Source organism: Shewanella sp. BJSY2023SW007, assembly GCF_047314525.1.
Lineage (GTDB): Bacteria > Pseudomonadota > Gammaproteobacteria > Enterobacterales > Shewanellaceae > Shewanella > Shewanella chilikensis.
In genome coordinates this window covers 26,194-43,686 of the sequence record NZ_JBKORL010000075.1, presented here as the reverse complement: position 1 = coordinate 43,686, position 17,493 = coordinate 26,194, and the positions used below count along the sequence as shown (strand labels likewise).

The window sequence follows — 17,493 nt, the reverse complement described above, 5'->3', positions numbered from 1 at the left end:
TAACTATTGAGCAAGGAAACCACCGGGTAATCGAGAATAAATACAGTATGATACTGTATTTATTCTCCCCACAAAGGCACGACCATAGTCGTTATTTGATGCCGGTAGAGATAGGCACAATCCCCACTCTCAGGCCAAAGGGTTTAAACAATCGGTCGAGAATATCAGTCTTATAGCTACCCCGATCGTTCTCAACGTCAGAGAGGGTCTTACGTGACACTTTAGCCAAATTTGCATACTCGTCTTGGGTTAGGCCTAAAACCTCAATACGTAAAGCTTTAAGAGCTTGCCCTTGAGTAAGTTCTCCGCGTAATAGCCTTTGCGTAACGCCTTCGATGGCCTTACGTCTCTCAACAGTACTCACCCTCCCGCTATGCTTGGAAGCACGTTGGGGAGGGGGAGCTTGCTTTGCGTGAGTCTCTTCAGCGTCTAGTGAGAGCTGATATTGTGACGCTTCAATTACAACGTCACCAGCTTGCCGACGATTAGCTCTAAGACGAGCAATAGCCTCTTTAGCAGACTCAAGGGTAGATGTTTTATCACTCATACCAATCCCCACCTTGTTAGCTTGTCTTCGATATAAGTAAAGCCAATCGCAGGCATATCGATAATCCGTTCCGGTACACCACGCGCAATTAAGCGCTGCTTCAAGTTAAGACATTGCTGGGCGGTGAGCTTTAATGCTGCCATTAACTCTTGAGCAGGCACCAAATCGGCCAACGAATCGGCAATACCTTGAAAGTCATACTCACCCCCAACTTCGAGCGGTGATTGCCACTTTGTGGTTCTGGCCACCCCTTCAGGATCAGCCTTCATTGGTGCAAAGTCATAGATAGGGGCAAGCTTTATCCAACCATCACCTTTAAGAAATGCGGTATTACGCCCGTGGTTATCGCTGTTACCAAATAGGATATTGAGTAAGTCTCTCTGAACCAACTCAAGCACAAAAGCCTGAATATCAAACTGATAACCTTGCTCTAAGACCATATGGCTATGAGTGATCTTGTGGACGAGCGTTCTTATGGTTTGCTCGTGATCTAAGGTAACTCCGGCAGCTTTACCCAGTATCGAGTAAACCGATTCCATTGCGTAACGCTGCTGGCCGAGTTCATTGAAATAAATATCAAAACGCGGCAGCCACAATGATGGGTAGGAATGGCCCTCCTCGAGTCGCATATTGGCCGTTGGAATAGTCTCAAAGCCCATTTCTGCCAGCTCGTGGTAATAGTGGTACTCTGCTCGCAAGATGTCACAATCAACGGGTGAACGTGAGCCTCTTGGGTATTTCACCAAATAATGCAGGTCTCGGTTTTGTTGGTCGTCCTGATAGCTATCAATCCAGATGTTTTGCTCATCGTCACAACGTAACAGCAACTTGGGTGCTTCCCCGCCAGCTCCTGTTGCACCACCAGCAGCAGCGCCTCGGTATTGTGCGTAATCCAGAATATCAGCCGCGCGATTTTTAACGTCATCCACGGTGAATGTCAGCCTGTCAGCAATGACTGAGCGCTCAGGCAATGATTCCTTGACCCGTAAATTACCTACCGGCGCGATAGTGCCAAACTTTAACAGGATAAAATTTTGCTCATCTAAGCTCAGATCTGCGATATCGAAGTACTTAAGCCAGTAGCGGCGACTTGCACCGTCAGGCATGATGTCATCGAGGAAACAAAGCCACCTCGGCTCTTCAAAAAACAGGCTGACAGGGTGGTTTATCGAAACGGCATGCATGTCGTCTTTATTGAGCTCTGCCAGGGCATAATCTTGCTCGTAATCTAACGAGGTAAGCCGATAATGACCTTGTGCGCTGTTTGGAAAAGAGAGCTTGGCAATATCTATCCATTGGCTATTGATAAAAGCCTGAATGGTTAAATGTTCCATGAGCGCTCCTAAAGACACTATGAGTAACTAAGTACTCATTAAATCCAAAAAAGACAATTAATGAGTAACTATTTACTCAAATTCTACTTTAGCCTAGAAAATACACAAATCTTTTATAAGCAATAAACAACAATAAGCTTAAATCAATAGATTAATGCCATTAAGCGAATACCCGATACCCTTCCCATGAGGCGGGTGTGGTAGCCCCACTCTCAAACCAAGAACCATCAGCATTGAGCACAGTCTCTGTGCTTGTCCCGCCCCGCTAGTCCCTCCAAGCTGCCATTCGGTTTCATTCCTGACCTCACAATTTGCTGCAACTTATTTTGGTATAAGTGAAAAATCAGGCTACTTTTATACCATTCTGCTTAGATATTGACTTAATTCCGATTAGTGCCAGCTTCTATCAGGAAGATTATTATTTAACTTCAAACTAAAAGACTAAAATATGAAACCTTACCAAGCGATAGATTGCGGCCGCTATGATTACCTCGAGTTGGCCTGTATTCGCGGTTATCCGCTGAAAATAGAGCTGTTGCAAGGAGAGATACTTCATGGCAAGGCGCTGATCACCGAGACCCGTCCCGACAAGAGCGAGTGGCTGTTGGTGCAAACGACCACCAGCAACCGCGCCATTCGTATGGATCAGCTGCTGGCAATCACTCCTGAGCAGGAAGGCGCTGAATTTGGCCGGGTGCTGATTGCCTCGGCCGGCAGTGAGATTTAAATCGCCGCGATAACTGAAATTTCCACCAGATACTCGGGCTCGGCAATCGCGGCCTCCACACAGGCTCTAGCCGGTGCATGCCCTGCCGGTAACCAGGCATCCCAGATGGCATTCATGGCATCATAATCACTCATCTGTTTCAGGTAGATAGTCGCTGAGAGGATCCGTTCACGACTGCTGCCAGCCCGCTTGAGCAGCTCATCCACTTCTTCGAGCATGGTTCGGGTTTGCTGCTGAATATCGGCGAACTTATCCTTGGCAACCTGACCACAAAGATAAACCGTGTTGTTGTGGATCACTATGCTGCTCATGCGTGGATTGGTATCGATACGTTGAATTGTCATCGGCTGGGTTCCGGGGCGAAAATTATTATTTTATCCGGCAAAAGCTCACTTGGGACAGCCGGGATTCAGATAAGTGAAAAAAACTATCAAACAACCAATTTTATCGCATATTTTTTGGACACTTGGAGATAAGAGCTATTCCTTAAGCCAGTGGCACTGATAGAATCAATATCTCATTCGCCCAACTATTTAAGGACTCCTGTATGAGCCTAGAATTACTGTCCAAACTGGAGACCAAAATCCAGGCTGCGCTCGAAAATATTGAGCTTCTGAAAATGGAGCTGGAAGAAGAAAAGCAGAAAAATGCTCATCTGATAGAGCAAAACCAACAACTTCAGCAAGATCTCAACTCGTGGAACGAGAAAGTTACCGGCCTTGTTGGTCTGCTCAACGACGAAGTCAACTGAATCTAAACGGTTTTAGCTTGACTATTCTGAGTTTCAATGAGTTCGTTCAATTCCATGATAGCCTGCTTTACCTTTGGCAGGCTTTTTCTCGGCAGCAAAAAGCGCCCCTTATCAAACTCTAATCTTCCCAGATCTTTCACCCAGACGGCGCCGGTCAAAAATATCCTTACGTGTTTGACAATCAGCTTGGGAGCATAGACAGGAAATACACGCACGAGAAACCTCCTTTAGTTGATTTCCGATCCCGAAGTTTTGACCTCCTAACCCGGCAGAAGGTTTCATCTCAATTCAGTAAAATGAGCCAAAAATCGTAAGTAGAAGTCTTTGTTGTAAAAATATTCCTGTTATACATCCATACCTGACAAGCAAAGTCAAAAACACATCACTTGCCAATTTTTTGACGCACTGTTAGAGTGATCGCGTTACTCAGGGTAAAAACTGAGCCTTATGGCTCTAATCCGTACTTCTTGCGACCAAGGAGTACGGTTTTTTTTGGGGTTTCTACCAGTATTTCCGGGTAACAAAAAAGGGCCATGTCGGCCCTTTTGGTATCTATATACCGAATTACTTCAACTGAGTCAGGTAGATAGCAATATCCAGCATCTCGTCATAAGACTTGATGGCACCAGTTTCAACTCGATACTTACCATTCACTACCAGCGCTGGCACACCTGAGATCTTGGCGTTTTCTGTGTTGCGCTTCATGTTGGCCATCATGCTGTTGACCATAAAAGAGTTGGCCGCAGAATCAAACTGCTTGGGATCTACGCCATTGGCCACAAAGAGCGCCTTGATGTCATCACGATTGGTGAAGTGTTGCTTCTTGTCCTGAATCGCACTGAACATGGCATGATTGACCTTGTCAGACACCTTCAGCACTTCGGCAGTGGCGAAAGCACGGGACATCTCCACCCCCATCTCGCGACCGATAAAGTCGACATGGTTTTGCTCAAAAGCGACTCCTTCGGGCAAACGCGCCTTCAGCTTGGGGATCACGTTCTTTTCGAAGTTATAGCAATGGGGACAGTAGAAAGAGAAAAACTCTGTGATTTCAGGCTTAGCGGACGCAGGGCCTTCACTGACCACAGTATAATGCACGCCTTCTTTGTACTGGGCCGCTGTGGCCGCCAGGGGAAGCAGCAAAAATGCTGCTGCCAACATCAGGATTTTCTTCATTGGAGTTCCTTGTTTATTAAAATTTCAGCCAACACTGCTGGAATTGCTGAATAACATAATCTTCTTTTTGAGTCGAACTCAAGCCCTGAGTTCCCTTTTTGTTAAATCCAAGCCCCTTCAGGTATCGCCTTTGGGTCTCAGTACCACTCAATAGGGAATAAGGCTCAGTGGCGCTTCGTCCAGACGCTGCCGTTGTTCTTTAAAGGCCTGCAACTGCTGTCGCCAGTATTCTTCGGTCGCAAACCAGGGAAAATGGCGCGGAAACGCGGGATCGTCCCAACGCTTGGCCAACCAGGCGTTGTAATGCAACATTCGCAGAGCCCTGAGTGGCTCTATCAACTGCAGCTCCTTGGTATCGAAGTTGGAGAAAGCCTCGTAGGCTTCCAGCAAGACTTCCAGTTGCAGCGTCTGTTGTTGCCTGTCACCGGATAGCATCATCCACAGATCCTGCACCGCAGGGCCGTTGCAGGCATCGTCGAGATCGACAAACCCAGGGCCATTGGGGGTCCAGAGAATATTGCCGGGATGCAGATCTCCATGCAGGCGCATACTCTGGTATTCGATACCTTGCCAGCGCAACTGCAGCTCAGAAAAGAGGCTGGATGCCGCCTCGAGCATATGTTCCCGCAAAGCGTTCGGGATCAGTTCTGTGTGCTGCAGTTGTTCCAGCGCCGGAGTCCCCAGGGTTGTCGGCGTCAGGTTCAAGCGCTGTTTGAACAGGCTGCCACGGGAATACTGGTGTAAACGGCCGATAAACTGGCCGGCGCCCTCTATCTGATCCAGGTTGTCCACCTCAAAGCTGCGACCTCCTATGGAAGGAAACAGCGCGAAACGCCACTCTTTGAAGTGATGCAGACTGCGGCCGTCGAGCACCACAGGGGCGGCAATGGGGATCTCGGCTTCGGCCAGCTCGAACGTAAATTCATGTTCTTCCAAAATCTGGGCATAGGTCCAACGTTCGGGGCGATAGAACTTAACCACGTACCTCTGACCGCGATCGCAGCGAAACTGATAGACCCGGTTCTCATAGCTGTTGAGTGGCGTCAGTCCCGTCTCCGGGTAAATCGCCAGACTTTCGATGGCATCCAAAATCAGTTCAGGGGAAAGATCCCGATAATGAAACTCCGCCGTGGCCTGCTTTTCTGTCATGCCTGTGACTCCAGTAAATGTTTCAGATATACCAATACTTCCCAGTCTTGTTCACTCTGGCAGCTTAACCAGCACACATCACCGTAGAACTCATAGTTGAGCCACAAGAGACTGCCTTCAAAATCCAGCAACCATTGGTGACGATCTGCCCCCCATTGCCGCTCCAGCACCTTGGCATCGAGCGCCCGGCACAGGTGCTCGGCAAAGCTGTCGAAGGCTTCAAACTCGACCCTGGCCGTCATCGACAAGGTTTTATGCTCGGGATCCAAGCTAAGATTTTGATACTGCATCTTTTAATCCTATTTCTTAACTGCTGCAGGACATGATCAACCCCTGCCCCCAATCCGGTGGTCGCTTGGCAAACTCCTGCATCTCAGGCTGCTCATCGAACGGACGCCTGAGGAGCTGGTACAACTGCTCAAGCGGCTGGCTATTGCCCTCCTCTTCGATGGCAATTATCGCTTCCTGAGCCAGATAGTTGCGCAAGATATATTTGGGGTTATGGGCCCGGCGCTCGGCCTGCCACTGTTCAAGCCCCTGGCGGATATCGATACGGCGCCGGTACTCGGGCAGCCAATCATCCCAGCCCTGACGATTGATAAAATCATCCCTCAGACTGCTGTTTTCTGCCTTGGGGTCCAGCTCGCCGAAGCGGCGCAGGCTCTGGGTGTAGTCCAAGGCGTTTTGTTCCAGCAAGCCGGTAAAAGCGCCGATAAGTGCCAGGTCCTTGTTGTCCTGCTCCAGCCGGTCATTAAGGCTTAAACCTTCGGCCAAGGGCGCCAGCCCCAACTTGGCGCGCATCAAGCCAAGATATTGCTGCACCAATTCGTGCTGATAGGTATTGAGCGCGGCTATCAAGTCATCGGAAGCCAGCACGGGCGTCAACGCCTGCGCCAAACGTTGCAAGTTCCACAAACCGATGCCGGGTTGCTGACCGAAGGCGTAACGCCCCTCGGGATCTGAATGGTTACAGATAAAGTCTTCCTTAAAGGTATCGAGGAAGGCGAAGGGGCCAAAGTCAAAACTGTCGCCGAGAATCGACATATTGTCGGTATTCATCACCCCGTGGGCAAAACCCACCGCTTGCCAGTGGGCTATCATGCGCGCGGTATCACGCACCACCAGCGCAAACCAGGCCTTGTAGCCCTCATAGTCCAGGCTGAGCTGGGGATAATGTTGGCTCAGGGTGAAATCGAGCAGCTGCTTGAGCTTGTCGGCCTGACCCTTCTCGCTGTAACAGAAATACTCGAAGTGACCAAAACGTATATGACTGCGGGCCAAGCGCACGGTAATGGCGCCTTTTTCCAGCGACTCACGCCACACCGGCAACTCAGAGCCGATCACCGCCAGCGCCCTGGTGGTGGGTACGCCCAAATGATACAGCGCCTCGGACACCAGAAACTCGCGCACCGCCGAACGCATCACAGCACGGCCATCACCGTGACGTGAGTATGGCGTGGGTCCCGCCCCCTTCAAGGCCAGATCCCAGGCACCTTCTGGCCCCAGTGCCTCACCGAGAATGATCGAACGGCCATCACCCAACCTGGGGCTGTAGCCGCCAAACTGATGCCCGCTATAGACCTGGGCGTAATATTCGGCGCCCGGCATTCTTTGGTTGCCGGCGAGTTGCTGCAGCAGGGTTTCACTGGGGCCATTCAGGCCCAAAAGCGCCGCCGCATCATCGCTCCAGGCCAACCAATGGGGCGAAGGTAACCCGGCGGGCAGTACCTGCTGGTAAAATCCCGCCAGGCGGGTGAAGTAATCCTGTTTAAATTTCATGTCCCTTAGGGGCCGTTATTGTGCCATTGGTCACAGATTACCATATCCCTGTCGTCGAGACGGCAGTTGTGACCACACTCGAAGCTGCCCTTGCCTTCATTGAGGTGTTGCATACCTCTGCCCTTGTCCTGACACTGCTGCAGAGTTTGATAGTAACCGGCAATAGCATGATAACGGTCCATTTTCTCGGCCGCTTGCGGCTGGGTATCCGGCTTGTCTATATCCAGCTGCTGTATATCCGGATAGTAAAACAGAGTCCATTGCGGTTGTTTGCTGCAAGCTGCCAGCAGCAACAGCGAAGTAAGTGCAACCCATAAAGTCGCTGGTTTCATTGCGGCTCTCCATCAATAAAAAAAGCGAACCCGCAGGCTCGCTTAGCTTGGGAAGAAGTGACACGGCAGTTAGCCCGGCCCTCCTTGCTTGATTCTACACATTGAATCGACTTTTGTACTCAAGCCAAGGCTTTATCTCTGGCCTTTTCGATACGCTTAATACGACCTTCAAAACCTGTGACTGTGCCATCTTGTAGCCCATATTCAATCGCCTTGTTGCACAGGGCTATGGCGGCATCGAAACGGCCGGCATCGTTGCACAGGGTGGAGAGCTGCATAAATCCTGTGCCCTTGAACTCAGCCTTGGGTGATTTGCTGATCACTTTCTCCCGACTGGCGGCAAACAATGCACTGTATGCGGTATCGTACTCTTGCCCCAACTGCAGATACTTGCTGTTTTTCCGCTGTTTGTAGCATTCACCTATCACGGCCAGTAAAGCATCATGCGCTTCGATGGCACCTTCAGCAGCCTGATATTGCTCCATCGCCCGCTTGAGGGTGATATTGCCCCAACTGATATCCGGTGCAGCCGCCTTGACTGGCTCTGGCTCTGGCTCTGGCTCTGGCTCTGGCTCTGGCTCTGGCTCTGGCTCTGGCTCTGGCTCTGGCTCTGGCTCTGGCTCTGGCTCTGGCTCTGGCTCTGGCTCTGGCTCTGGCTCTGGCTCTGGCTCTGGCTCTGGCTCTGGCTCTGGCAGGACAGTCTCGACCTCGGCGCGGCCGACTTCCACCTCTGACGCACTGTTTTCGGTTTGAGAATCAAGCTCAGGCGACTCGGTAACCACTTGCTCAGCCGACGGCTGAGATTCAGCTTGCTCTTTCGTTTCGGCAAAATCCAAATCGACACTCTGGTGCCCCTCCTGAGTCTCGCTTGCTGTCTCGGCCTGTGGCGCCTGAGGCATGGCTGAAGCCCTATCTTTGAGCTTGAGCGCCTCATCACGCTCCTCTTTTGCCAGACGCTGCGCTCTGTTGTAGAGGAAAATACCCGCTGCGACCAACAAGACTATGACCAGGATTTTAAACATCTTCGTCCACCATTTTTTGAGTGCCGGGCCAACTGACAGCCCTGTTTTGTGGTAATGGCAATCTGCCAAAGCCACCCTTCTCTGCACAGAGTTTAACCGATATTAATAGAGTATCGTCTTAGTATAAATCAAGTATTTATGCTTTTTCTTCCCGGTTTGAGACGCATTTTGCGAGTGAAACTCGGTCTGTGAAGCTCAATCTGCCATTAACAACGCCAAAACTGATACACTCTATGAGTTTTGATCCCAAGAATGGCAAACAAGGATTCAGATGCAAAAGTTACTGATAGTGGCGCATGCCAGCCCTTATGGCACAGAAAAGTTATTCAACACTTTGCGTATTGCCCTGGCGTTGAAAGACCAGGAGCAAACCGAAGTGGAACTCAAGTTATTCCTGATGTCAGACGCTGTCTTTGGAGCAGTAAAAGGCCAGAATACGCCGGATCTCAGCTACAACCTGCAGCAGATGTTCGAAATTCTTACCGCCCAAGGCGTCCCTCTACTGCTGTGCAAGACCTGTGTTGAGGCCCGCGGCGTAGTGGCCGACATGTTGCTGGATGGCGCTGCCATTGGCACGCTCGGCGATTTGAGCCGCTGGACCCTGGAAGCCGATAAAGTTATCCACATCTAGAGTAAACCTGCACTTTAACCTTGAGTGCGCATAAAGCTTCATTTTGTGCGCACCTTCATAATTCCTGCCACTGACTTTGAACCAGCCCCCTTCTCAGGACTAAGATAACCATAGTTGAGTCATTTACTAAGGTAAGGCTATGGAACTGCTGCAAGGAAAACTGCTGACCGAATTCCGCACTGTTTCTGCCATGGTGTGGATCTACTGCCGTGACCATCATCCCAGAAGCGACGATGGCAGCCTCTGTCCCGACTGTCAGGCCTTGATGGAATATGCCCATACCCGTCTCGACCGCTGCCCCTACGGTGAAAGCAAGCCCACCTGCAATAAATGTCCGGTACACTGCTACAAACCTGAACCCAAAGAGCAGATGCGTCAGGTAATGCGTTATGCCGGCCCAAGAATGCTGTTGAGCCATCCCATACTGGCTCTGCGCCACCTCTGGTGCGAACGCAAAGCCGCGCCGGGCAAGCCACCGAAAGACGCCTCAAACCGCCATAAACGCATGCAGAACAGCAGAAACTAACTATTTTTTTGTTGCGCCCCTCAAGTGGCTGAGATAAGAATGTCGTTAAGGGGGTCAGATGACTGCATTCAGCGACATTTTTACCCAAGCTTACTGGTGGCTATCGCTACTTGGAGGCCTGCATTGCCTGGTGTTATCCATCTACGCACGTTTTGTCTATCAGGACAGCCATAACCAACGTCTGCTACTCGCCGGTATCTTTGCCTTGATGGCGCTCTATTTCTTTACCGGCCTGTTCAACCACGATAATACTCCGGCGCCTATCCATCTACTGTTTCTGTTATTGCTGCCGTTGTACTTCCTGTTAATGCCGGCTCTGTACCAATACCTGAAGCAGCAACTCAGGCCGACTATAGATGCAAAGTTGCCGCTCAAGCATCTGTTGCCATCCATACTTGCCATGTGTCTGGTAATGTTGTTGTGGCTATTCAATCCCAGCCTGGTCACAGGTGTGGCCTTACTGGGGTACCACCCCAGCCTGAGTTGGGGTTCATTGCTATTACCGCTGTTGCTGTTACTGCAAACCACCCTGTATCTGGTATTGGTGTTACAGTTGATGCAGCACTACTACCATACGCTGGATCAACAGGAAAATCGGCTGCGACAACTACGCAACAACGGGCTGCTGGTGCTGACTCTGGCGCTGATTCTGAACTGGCTGGTTCGTAATATTGCCGTACTCTTGACTCTGTTTCTCGGCGATCAATTTTCGGTTGTGGCGCAGGCAATCCCGAGGCTGGCGCTGCTGCTGACCCTCTATCTGCTGGCCATCTACGGCCTCAATCAGCTCACCCGTGCCGCCTATCTGCGTGGACGCGAATCCCGTCCCCAGGGCACCTCTGTACCCAAACAGCCGCTCGATAAAGAGGAGCTGGATTTTCTCAATGAGATACTGCGCGAAAAAAAAGATAAGTAACATCGCCCAGGTTGTGGCCTTTACGTTAATCTAATGCGGCTTTTAATAACAAAAACAAAGGAACAGAGATGGGATTGCCTAACAGCTACAGCCTGCTGGCCCTATGCTTTATCGGTATGGGAACCCAGGCCTTGGCCGCAGAGCGGCAACATAAAATAACCAACCAGGACTTTTTCGAGATAGCCAACATGGGCCAGGTCGCTCTCAGCCCGGACGCCAAAATGGCTGCCTGGTTGGAGTCACGCTGGGACAAAAATCTGGATAAGGCTCAGAAAGACATCTGGCTGGTCGACAGCAAGAGCCGCCAAAGCAAACGCCTGACCTTCAGCAACGAGAGTGAAAGCGCTATCAGTTGGAGTCCCGATGGCCAATATATCTACTTCCTCAGCAGTCGCGGCGATGCCGAGCAGCCGGCCCCATTCAACGCCAAGCCACAGATTTATCGCCTTGCGATTCAGGGCGGCGAAGCCGTTCCCGTTACCCAGGAGGCCGGTGGCGTCAAGAGTTACCAACTGAGTGACGATGGCAGTCAGCTCTATTTCCTGACCCATAAAACCCTGACAGATAAAGATCCCTGGGCCGATATGCGCGCCGCTCACCAAGGCCCTGAGTATGCTCATGGCAGCCGCGATACCAACCCCCTTTACCGCCTGGATCTGCAGCATTTTCGCAAACAGTTGCTGCTGGATGATGACAAGGTGGTTTGGGAATTCAGCGTCAGCCAAGATGGCAATAAACTGGCACGGATCACCACAGAAGACAATGAGTTGGTCAATCTGGAAGGTGGGTCCCAGGTAGAAGTCTTCGATATCAAAAACGCCACCAATCAGATTCTGGCCGACCAGCGTTGGCGTGAACAGGCGCCCTCTCCCTACGGCTGGTTGCTGGGGCTGAGCTGGGCAGAGGACAACCTCCGCCTCGCCTTCAGAATCGACTTCGACGGCCATCCCGGCAATCTGTTTATCAGTGATACCAGTAAACCCGAACAGGCACCTTTGAGTGTTAAACGCCAGGGCGCTATGACACTCAGTGGCGGCGACATCCAATGGCGTCCGGGTAGCGAAGATATCTGCTATCGCGGTGCCGATCACGCACTGGTGCGCATCTACTGCACCGAAATCAATGATCTGAAACAAGGCAACACCCGAACCCTGCTACAGAATGATACCGTCATCGGCAGCTACAGTTTCAGTCACAACGGCAAGCAACTGGCGTTCAGCCATAACGGCCTGGATCACTTCTACGATCTGTTTATCGCCAACGCCGAGAAGCGCAAAGCACCGGCCAAACGCCTGACCCACATCAATCCGCAAACCGATTCCTGGCTGCTGCCACAGCTGAGCATAGTCAAGTGGCAAGCCGCCGATGGCACACAAGTTGAAGGCATACTGGAATTACCACCCGGCTATCGCAAAGCCGATGGCCCGCTGCCGCTTGTCGTGCAAATTCACGGCGGCCCCACTGCCGCCACCCCATTTGCACTGCAACACAGATCCTATGGCCGTGCCACTTTTGCCGCCAACGGCTGGGCCTTGTTGTCGCCCAACTACCGCGGCTCTACCGGCTATGGCGACAAGTTCCTCACTGACCTGGTGGGCCATGAACACGCGATTGAGGTAAACGACATCATGGCCGGCGTGGACAAACTCATTGCCGAAGGCCTGGTCGATGCCGACAAGTTAGCTGTCATGGGCTGGAGCAACGGCGGCTATCTGACCAATGCACTTATCGCCAGCAGCGACAGATTCAAGGCCGCCAGTTCTGGGGCCGGAGTATTCGATCAACGTCTGCAATGGATGCTGGAGGATACGCCCGGACATGTGGTCAACTTTATGCAAGGCTTACCATGGGAAAAACCCGAGGCCTATACCCATGGATCTTCGTTGACACAGGCAGACAAGATAAAGACCCCGACACTTATCCATATTGGAGAGAAAGACGCCAGGGTGCCTTTGGGCCATGCCCAAGGGTTGTACCGCGCCCTCAAACATTACCTGAATGTGCCGGTGGAGCTAATAACCTACCCGGGAGAAGGCCATGGTTTGAGCCACTATAAGCACAGGCAAGCCAAGATGGACTGGGATCAGGCCTGGTTTGAACATTATGTTCTCGGCAAACCCTTATCTTAGTACTTGAACGGAGCCGGGTTAACTGAACTCTGGTTAGCTGAACTCTAGTTAACTGAACTTTGGCTGACATTCACTCCAAAAAGCGCCATTGCCGGCGCTTTTTTAGTCTACCCCTCTGTATTTTTGCTGTCGGACAAGTAAGCTCAAGAGTAGCCAAAGGTATCCAGTCCCCATTGACCGGGAGCCCAAGACTCTCAATTTGGAGGTTCATTATGAAAACTATTTCAAATACCCTATTTACCCTCGTTGCTCTGGTAGGCAGCCTGCTACTGGCCCCGACAGCCAGCGCCAATGACAGCTACAGCAGCGCCATAGCCACCTTCAAACAAGCCAGCGAAACCCATAAATTCTTCGATTCAGCCTATGGTTATGCAATTTTCCCTACCATAGGGAAAGGGGGACTTGGTATAGGAGCTGCCTATGGTAAGGGGCGCGTCTATCGCGGTGGTGCCTATACAGGTGACTCGAGCATGACTCAGGTTTCCATTGGCTTCCAAATCGGCGGTCAAGCCTACAGTGAGATTATTTTCTTCAAGGATGCACAGGCCTACCGTGACTTTACCAGTGGCAGCTTTGAGTTCGGCGCCCAGGCTTCCGCCGTGGCCATCAATGCCGGTGCCAATGCTCAGGCCGGTACCACAGGTAACTCGGCCGGTGCCGGTCAGGCTGGCGGCAGTCAGGCTGCCAAGGCTGCCTATATCAACGGCATGGCGGTATTTACCGCAGCCAAAGGTGGCCTCATGGTAGAAGCCGCGCTGGCCGGGCAGTCATTTACCTTCGAAGCACAATAAGTCCATGGACGAGGCGTCCCCGGGCCGCCTCGTCCATTAGCCCGTTTTATTAATGTCCCCATGGTGCCGGTGGCGGCGTCACTTCATTACTCAAATTGAATTGCAACAGAAAGTCTCGATTTTCCCGGGTCAGGCGATAGCTGAAGTTTTGCTGATCCAACCCCAAGTGCCAAACATTGGTGACCGACTGGGCCAAACCATGCTGTTTAAAGTTGGCAATGGAAAATTCATCGACCGGAAAAGACTGCCAGAACTCGGTTCCCGGACTGCGACTGTCACCACCATATTGAGTCACAGCATCTTCGCTACCATCCTGATGACGATGATCATGCTTGAGCCGGAGGCCATCGGCCGTTTTACTGATCACCCAAGTACGGGATCTGTCCTCACCCACATGCAGCGGAATATGGATCTCAGTTTCTGAGCATTGACGAACATGCATCACCAGCGGCTTGCCAGTGAAACCATCACCGGCACTGCCCCCCTTAATCAACTCACCACTATAGGCCTTGCCGCACAAACCAGATAAATGGTCAAAAAACTGCTCGGCAGCGGTCAATTCCTGCCCCTGTACCGACGTTGTCAACAACAAAGCTGCCATCATTCCCAATCGTTTCATTATTCTTGTTCCTTCTTGACTAAATGAACAACTATAACGACGCAATTTGAAACCAAACTGAATCCCTACAACAAATCACCATAGTAAGCAAGTCACCAAGTCACAACGAATCAATTCCGAATATCTTTCACTATTTTACTTGAGTAAATTCACACCCTGAGAATAAAAACAGGCTATCGTTAATTTCACCTGCGGAAATAAGGTTTTTTCGCCTGACTAAATTTAGGAAGCAATTCATGTTTCAAATAATTAACTATTTCTCAATGTGATCTTAATCTTGGCAATAGCCTAACAATGAATTCATAGTAATGTCTCTGCAGAGCGGGGACAGTTGAATGAAAATTGACAGCCTTAATTACAACCAGTTAAAAGTTTTACTAGCTGTATATAAACATGGTCAAGGAAGCTTGGCAGCGGCTGAATTGGGCATATCCAGTTGTGCCGTCACTCGTACACTAAATGCACTACGTGATGTATTTATGGACTCTTTATTTGTCCGTAAATCAAACGGATTAATTCCTACACAAAAGACCGAAGAGTTAATCCCACATGCCAAATTATTAGTAGAGCAATATCAGCTGCTTGAAAGACAACACTCTGTATTTTCTCCCAGTCAATCCGGCGGTCATTTTGTTATCAGGGCCTATGATGAGTTTGTCTATGCTGTTCATAAAGTCATAAATAATTATATTCTTCCAGAAGCACCCAACTTACGGTTCGATATTCGTACACTCAGCCATGACTGCAGCAATGAGCTCATTGGTGGCGGCGTCGATTTCGTGGTGGTTTACGAAGGCTTCGATGACACCAGACTCAACTATGAAATCTTCTCTGAAACAGGTGACATCTACATCTTGGCCAGAAAAGACCACCCTGTGCTGGCTGAATCCATGTCATTGGAGCAGTTGTCCCACTATCCACTACTGGAAATCGACAACTACAACGATCTGACTTGTCCATTATTAGTAAATCTATGCCGGGACAACGGCCTACAAATGGATGTTGCCGGTTACACAGACAGTGTCGCCACCGCGATGCAAATCCTTGCTGAGTCAGACTATATCACTCTCAGTTGCAACCAATTTACCCGCAAATTTGTCGATATGTTACCTGCAGTCAGTTATCGAAGATTATCTGACAACATGATTGAAAATATAAAAGAAATTCGTAGCGAACATCGCACGGTAGGCAATTACATCCTTTATGGAAACATTAATAATTCCCCGGCTTTCAACTGGGTGAAATCAAAACTCGTTTATGGATTGGAACGAGAATGGCGTTTGGCTGCGGCCACATAAGAGATAAATCACAAGTGAAACAAGAGGTATCCAATGGAGTTCACATTATTTTGTATTACGGCCTATGCCGCTTATCTGGTTTATAAGAAACCAGAAAAAGAAAAACTGGCAGACAAACTTCTTTTCGGTTGTATCGGAATGAGTTTCTTTATTTGGATCATGATGTCCTGGGGCGTTTTACTTCCTGTCGGTAACTACTAAAGAGTCGTTATGAAAGAGCATATATTCAACAAGTTGGCATCCTTAGCTGCTATTGTCATCATGGCCTTACCTGTGGGTATTGCCTGTTTCTTTTTCGGATTTATCCTACTGGATAACCCTTGTGCATTTTGCTGGCAAGAACGTACAGCAATGATCTTGGTGGCGCTGACCGCTCTTTATATTGTGCGTTTTGGCCTCAAGCCCAAATATATTGCTGCACTGGTCTGGCTGGGTATCTATGGCGCCTTTATGGCATCAGTGCATACCTCCTTCAACCTGGCCAGCGATATCGGCCAAGGCTTCTCGCTGAAGATCATGGGCGCCCACACTTACACATGGGCACTGCTGGTCTTTATTGTGGTCCTTGTAGTTGTTGCTTTGCTGATGCTGACCCTGGGCAATAAATTCCCCAGTAATGCTTATGGTAACAAGCCGCTGAATTCACTACCCAAACTGGCATGCGGTATCTTCATGGTGGTTATTGCCGGCAACATAGTGCAAGCCTTTACCCAAACCGGCCCACTCCCCTTCGTCGGTCAGGATAGCCCAGGCCGCGTGTCCTTCAATCCCAAGTTCATGAGCTGGGAACTGGATCACTGGCCTACCTATGCTCCCAATGCCCGTGGTGCTTACGCCATCAGCAACCCGGACATGGATACCTGGAACAAGACGCCAGCATTGTTTGCCTCGGCTCCTGAAGCCAGATTACTGAGCCAGACAGCACTGCCTGAAGCGATTTCCGGCCGGGTAACCGCCATCGACTATCAGCCTGAGAGCCAGATCTATGCGCTGACCACTTCAGACAACTGGGTCTACATCCTGGATAACCAATTCAAACTGCTCACTCAGGCACAAATCGACGGCATGTATATGCTGCACATTGAAACCTTAAGCGGCGTTAGCTTTACCTCAGCCAACAGCCTGCTGGTAATGGGTTTCAACAAGGCCTGGGCCGAACTGGTTCTGGATCCTGCACAAAACTGGGAAATGAACTATCGCCGCTTCAACCAGAGCAGCGACGGCATTGGTGAAACCGCCCGTGGTCAGTTCAGCACTATCAGAGCCAAGACCAGCTATAGCCTGGCGCTGGGTTACAGCAAGGCGCTGGATCAATATGTGACTGTCACTACCCGCGATGAACTGAATGAAAACCTGGTGGTATCCCGTTTCGACAAGGGTGACATGACACTGTCTGCCGAAGCCAATTTCAAAGGACTGGAAGGCAAGGCGTTGCCACAACTGACAGGTATCAGCGTCGATGATGAGCAAGCCTGGCTGCTCAACACTGATGCCAGTGAAGTGCTGCAACTTAACCTGCTCACAGGCGAAGTCTACTCAGGCGTGAAACTGCCTGGTACTGACAACCCACAAGGCTTACTGGTTCGCGACGGTCAACTGCTGACTGTTAGCCAAATCAACGGCCGTAACCAACTGCAAACCTTTGTAATGTAACGCACCTTAGCTCCGGGGGAGTTTTCCCCCGGGGTAACGCCGGGAAACCGGCACAATAAAGGCCCTTGGGCCAACAATCATAACGGACTCAAGGTCCAAATTATGGTGAGTGA

At 50.4% G+C, this 17,493-nt stretch carries 21 protein-coding genes; 10 read left to right on the top strand and 11 right to left on the bottom strand.

Going from position 1 to position 17,493, the window contains the following annotated elements:
- Nucleotides 1-91: 91 nt before the first annotated feature.
- A complete protein-coding gene (locus ACMHXE_RS12765; protein ID WP_101057660.1) occupies nucleotides 92-547 on the bottom strand; it encodes a helix-turn-helix transcriptional regulator in 456 nt (151 codons plus the stop codon).
- Nucleotides 544-1,881 carry a type II toxin-antitoxin system HipA family toxin gene (locus tag ACMHXE_RS12760; protein ID WP_101057662.1) on the bottom strand — a complete coding sequence of 446 codons (1,338 nt, stop codon included), beginning with the start codon at nucleotides 1,879-1,881 and terminating at the stop codon, nucleotides 544-546. The genes ACMHXE_RS12765 and ACMHXE_RS12760 overlap by 4 nt, the downstream gene beginning before the upstream one ends.
- A 448-nt stretch (nucleotides 1,882-2,329) precedes the next feature.
- Between ACMHXE_RS12760 and ACMHXE_RS12755 the strand changes: the two genes are divergently transcribed.
- Nucleotides 2,330-2,608, top strand: coding sequence for a Rho-binding antiterminator (locus tag ACMHXE_RS12755; RefSeq protein ID WP_101057664.1), 279 nt, complete (start codon nucleotides 2,330-2,332; stop codon nucleotides 2,606-2,608).
- Here the strand turns inward: ACMHXE_RS12755 and ACMHXE_RS12750 are convergent.
- Nucleotides 2,605-2,952, bottom strand: coding sequence for a RidA family protein (locus ACMHXE_RS12750; RefSeq protein WP_101057665.1), 348 nt, complete (start codon nucleotides 2,950-2,952; stop codon nucleotides 2,605-2,607). The genes ACMHXE_RS12755 and ACMHXE_RS12750 overlap by 4 nt on opposite strands.
- A 203-nt stretch (nucleotides 2,953-3,155) precedes the next feature.
- Here ACMHXE_RS12750 and zapB point away from each other — a divergent pair, with 203 nt between their 5' ends.
- Nucleotides 3,156-3,359, top strand: a complete 204-nt coding sequence (zapB, locus tag ACMHXE_RS12745; RefSeq protein ID WP_025010851.1) for a cell division protein ZapB — start codon at nucleotides 3,156-3,158, stop codon at nucleotides 3,357-3,359.
- Nucleotides 3,360-3,361: 2 nt separating this feature from the next.
- Here the strand turns inward: zapB and ACMHXE_RS12740 are convergent, their stop codons facing one another.
- From ACMHXE_RS12740 to ACMHXE_RS12710, 7 genes are all read right to left on the bottom strand, one after another.
- On the bottom strand, nucleotides 3,362-3,574 hold the full coding sequence (locus ACMHXE_RS12740) for a DUF1107 domain-containing protein (protein ID WP_025010850.1): 213 nt from the start codon (nucleotides 3,572-3,574) through the stop codon (nucleotides 3,362-3,364).
- 349 nt (nucleotides 3,575-3,923) lie between these two features.
- The gene (locus ACMHXE_RS12735) at nucleotides 3,924-4,535 is read right to left on the bottom strand and encodes a thiol:disulfide interchange protein DsbA/DsbL (RefSeq protein WP_101057667.1); all 612 of its coding nucleotides are present in this window, start codon (nucleotides 4,533-4,535) and stop codon (nucleotides 3,924-3,926) included.
- Between the two features lie 147 nt (nucleotides 4,536-4,682).
- On the bottom strand, nucleotides 4,683-5,684 hold the full coding sequence (locus ACMHXE_RS12730; RefSeq protein WP_101057669.1) for a serine/threonine protein kinase: 1,002 nt from the start codon (nucleotides 5,682-5,684) through the stop codon (nucleotides 4,683-4,685).
- Nucleotides 5,681-5,974, bottom strand: a complete 294-nt coding sequence (locus ACMHXE_RS12725; RefSeq protein WP_101057671.1) for a DUF3630 family protein — start codon at nucleotides 5,972-5,974, stop codon at nucleotides 5,681-5,683. The genes ACMHXE_RS12730 and ACMHXE_RS12725 overlap by 4 nt, the downstream gene beginning before the upstream one ends.
- 16 nt (nucleotides 5,975-5,990) lie before the next feature.
- The gene (locus tag ACMHXE_RS12720) at nucleotides 5,991-7,463 is read right to left on the bottom strand and encodes a protein adenylyltransferase SelO (RefSeq protein ID WP_101057673.1); all 1,473 of its coding nucleotides are present in this window, start codon (nucleotides 7,461-7,463) and stop codon (nucleotides 5,991-5,993) included.
- Between the two features lie 5 nt (nucleotides 7,464-7,468).
- Nucleotides 7,469-7,795 carry a hypothetical protein gene (locus tag ACMHXE_RS12715; protein WP_101057675.1) on the bottom strand — a complete coding sequence of 109 codons (327 nt, stop codon included), beginning with the start codon at nucleotides 7,793-7,795 and terminating at the stop codon, nucleotides 7,469-7,471.
- A gap of 119 nt (nucleotides 7,796-7,914) precedes the next feature.
- Nucleotides 7,915-8,817, bottom strand: a complete 903-nt coding sequence (locus tag ACMHXE_RS12710) for a hypothetical protein (RefSeq protein ID WP_413732410.1) — start codon at nucleotides 8,815-8,817, stop codon at nucleotides 7,915-7,917.
- 271 nt (nucleotides 8,818-9,088) lie between these two features.
- Here ACMHXE_RS12710 and ACMHXE_RS12705 point away from each other — a divergent pair, with 271 nt between their 5' ends.
- From ACMHXE_RS12705 to ACMHXE_RS12685, 5 genes are all read left to right on the top strand, one after another.
- Nucleotides 9,089-9,448, top strand: coding sequence for a DsrE/DsrF/TusD sulfur relay family protein (locus tag ACMHXE_RS12705; protein WP_025011924.1), 360 nt, complete (start codon nucleotides 9,089-9,091; stop codon nucleotides 9,446-9,448).
- Between the two features lie 139 nt (nucleotides 9,449-9,587).
- A complete protein-coding gene (locus ACMHXE_RS12700; RefSeq protein WP_101056781.1) occupies nucleotides 9,588-9,974 on the top strand; it encodes a nitrous oxide-stimulated promoter family protein in 387 nt (128 codons plus the stop codon).
- 58 nt (nucleotides 9,975-10,032) lie between these two features.
- Nucleotides 10,033-10,890, top strand: coding sequence for a hypothetical protein (locus ACMHXE_RS12695; protein WP_101056782.1), 858 nt, complete (start codon nucleotides 10,033-10,035; stop codon nucleotides 10,888-10,890).
- A 68-nt stretch (nucleotides 10,891-10,958) separates the two neighbouring features.
- Nucleotides 10,959-13,019: an alpha/beta hydrolase family protein gene (locus ACMHXE_RS12690; protein ID WP_286996641.1), complete on the top strand. Its 2,061-nt coding sequence runs from the start codon at nucleotides 10,959-10,961 to the stop codon at nucleotides 13,017-13,019.
- Nucleotides 13,020-13,231: 212 nt separating this feature from the next.
- On the top strand, nucleotides 13,232-13,810 hold the full coding sequence (locus tag ACMHXE_RS12685; RefSeq protein WP_101056784.1) for a YSC84-related protein: 579 nt from the start codon (nucleotides 13,232-13,234) through the stop codon (nucleotides 13,808-13,810).
- 49 nt (nucleotides 13,811-13,859) lie between these two features.
- Here ACMHXE_RS12685 and ACMHXE_RS12680 read toward each other — a convergent pair whose 3' ends face one another.
- Entirely contained in the window at nucleotides 13,860-14,429 is a 570-nt protein-coding gene (locus ACMHXE_RS12680) for a hypothetical protein (RefSeq protein WP_224867648.1), read from the bottom strand.
- Between the two features lie 335 nt (nucleotides 14,430-14,764).
- On the opposite strand from ACMHXE_RS12680, the gene ACMHXE_RS12675 reads away from it, so the two are divergent.
- The 3 genes from ACMHXE_RS12675 to ACMHXE_RS12665 are packed head-to-tail and all read left to right on the top strand — an operon-like array spanning nucleotide 14,765 to nucleotide 17,380.
- A complete protein-coding gene (locus ACMHXE_RS12675; protein ID WP_101056785.1) occupies nucleotides 14,765-15,727 on the top strand; it encodes a LysR family transcriptional regulator in 963 nt (320 codons plus the stop codon).
- 33 nt (nucleotides 15,728-15,760) lie between these two features.
- Nucleotides 15,761-15,928: a hypothetical protein gene (locus tag ACMHXE_RS12670; protein ID WP_162835837.1), complete on the top strand. Its 168-nt coding sequence runs from the start codon at nucleotides 15,761-15,763 to the stop codon at nucleotides 15,926-15,928.
- Between the two features lie 9 nt (nucleotides 15,929-15,937).
- A complete protein-coding gene (locus ACMHXE_RS12665; RefSeq protein ID WP_101056786.1) occupies nucleotides 15,938-17,380 on the top strand; it encodes a disulfide bond formation protein B in 1,443 nt (480 codons plus the stop codon).
- Nucleotides 17,381-17,493 lie beyond the last annotated feature (113 nt).

Bases quoted from the DNA above. Each gene is read 5' to 3' on its own strand.
- ACMHXE_RS12665 (WP_101056786.1), top strand. From the start codon at position 15,938: ATGAAAGAGCATATATTCAACAAGTTGGCATCCTTAGCTGCTATTGTC.
- ACMHXE_RS12715 (WP_101057675.1), bottom strand. From the start codon at position 7,795: ATGAAACCAGCGACTTTATGGGTTGCACTTACTTCGCTGTTGCTGCTG.
- ACMHXE_RS12695 (WP_101056782.1), top strand. From the start codon at position 10,033: ATGACTGCATTCAGCGACATTTTTACCCAAGCTTACTGGTGGCTATCG.
- ACMHXE_RS12670 (WP_162835837.1), top strand. From the start codon at position 15,761: ATGGAGTTCACATTATTTTGTATTACGGCCTATGCCGCTTATCTGGTT.
- ACMHXE_RS12710 (WP_413732410.1), bottom strand. From the start codon at position 8,817: ATGTTTAAAATCCTGGTCATAGTCTTGTTGGTCGCAGCGGGTATTTTC.
- zapB (WP_025010851.1), top strand. From the start codon at position 3,156: ATGAGCCTAGAATTACTGTCCAAACTGGAGACCAAAATCCAGGCTGCG.
- ACMHXE_RS12760 (WP_101057662.1), bottom strand. From the start codon at position 1,881: ATGGAACATTTAACCATTCAGGCTTTTATCAATAGCCAATGGATAGAT.
- ACMHXE_RS12690 (WP_286996641.1), top strand. From the start codon at position 10,959: ATGGGATTGCCTAACAGCTACAGCCTGCTGGCCCTATGCTTTATCGGT.
- ACMHXE_RS12680 (WP_224867648.1), bottom strand. From the start codon at position 14,429: ATGAAACGATTGGGAATGATGGCAGCTTTGTTGTTGACAACGTCGGTA.
- ACMHXE_RS12725 (WP_101057671.1), bottom strand. From the start codon at position 5,974: ATGCAGTATCAAAATCTTAGCTTGGATCCCGAGCATAAAACCTTGTCG.
- ACMHXE_RS12705 (WP_025011924.1), top strand. From the start codon at position 9,089: ATGCAAAAGTTACTGATAGTGGCGCATGCCAGCCCTTATGGCACAGAA.
- ACMHXE_RS12720 (WP_101057673.1), bottom strand. From the start codon at position 7,463: ATGAAATTTAAACAGGATTACTTCACCCGCCTGGCGGGATTTTACCAG.
- ACMHXE_RS12700 (WP_101056781.1), top strand. From the start codon at position 9,588: ATGGAACTGCTGCAAGGAAAACTGCTGACCGAATTCCGCACTGTTTCT.
- ACMHXE_RS12675 (WP_101056785.1), top strand. From the start codon at position 14,765: ATGAAAATTGACAGCCTTAATTACAACCAGTTAAAAGTTTTACTAGCT.
- ACMHXE_RS12765 (WP_101057660.1), bottom strand. From the start codon at position 547: ATGAGTGATAAAACATCTACCCTTGAGTCTGCTAAAGAGGCTATTGCT.
- ACMHXE_RS12735 (WP_101057667.1), bottom strand. From the start codon at position 4,535: ATGAAGAAAATCCTGATGTTGGCAGCAGCATTTTTGCTGCTTCCCCTG.
- ACMHXE_RS12755 (WP_101057664.1), top strand. From the start codon at position 2,330: ATGAAACCTTACCAAGCGATAGATTGCGGCCGCTATGATTACCTCGAG.
- ACMHXE_RS12685 (WP_101056784.1), top strand. From the start codon at position 13,232: ATGAAAACTATTTCAAATACCCTATTTACCCTCGTTGCTCTGGTAGGC.
- ACMHXE_RS12730 (WP_101057669.1), bottom strand. From the start codon at position 5,684: ATGACAGAAAAGCAGGCCACGGCGGAGTTTCATTATCGGGATCTTTCC.
- ACMHXE_RS12750 (WP_101057665.1), bottom strand. From the start codon at position 2,952: ATGACAATTCAACGTATCGATACCAATCCACGCATGAGCAGCATAGTG.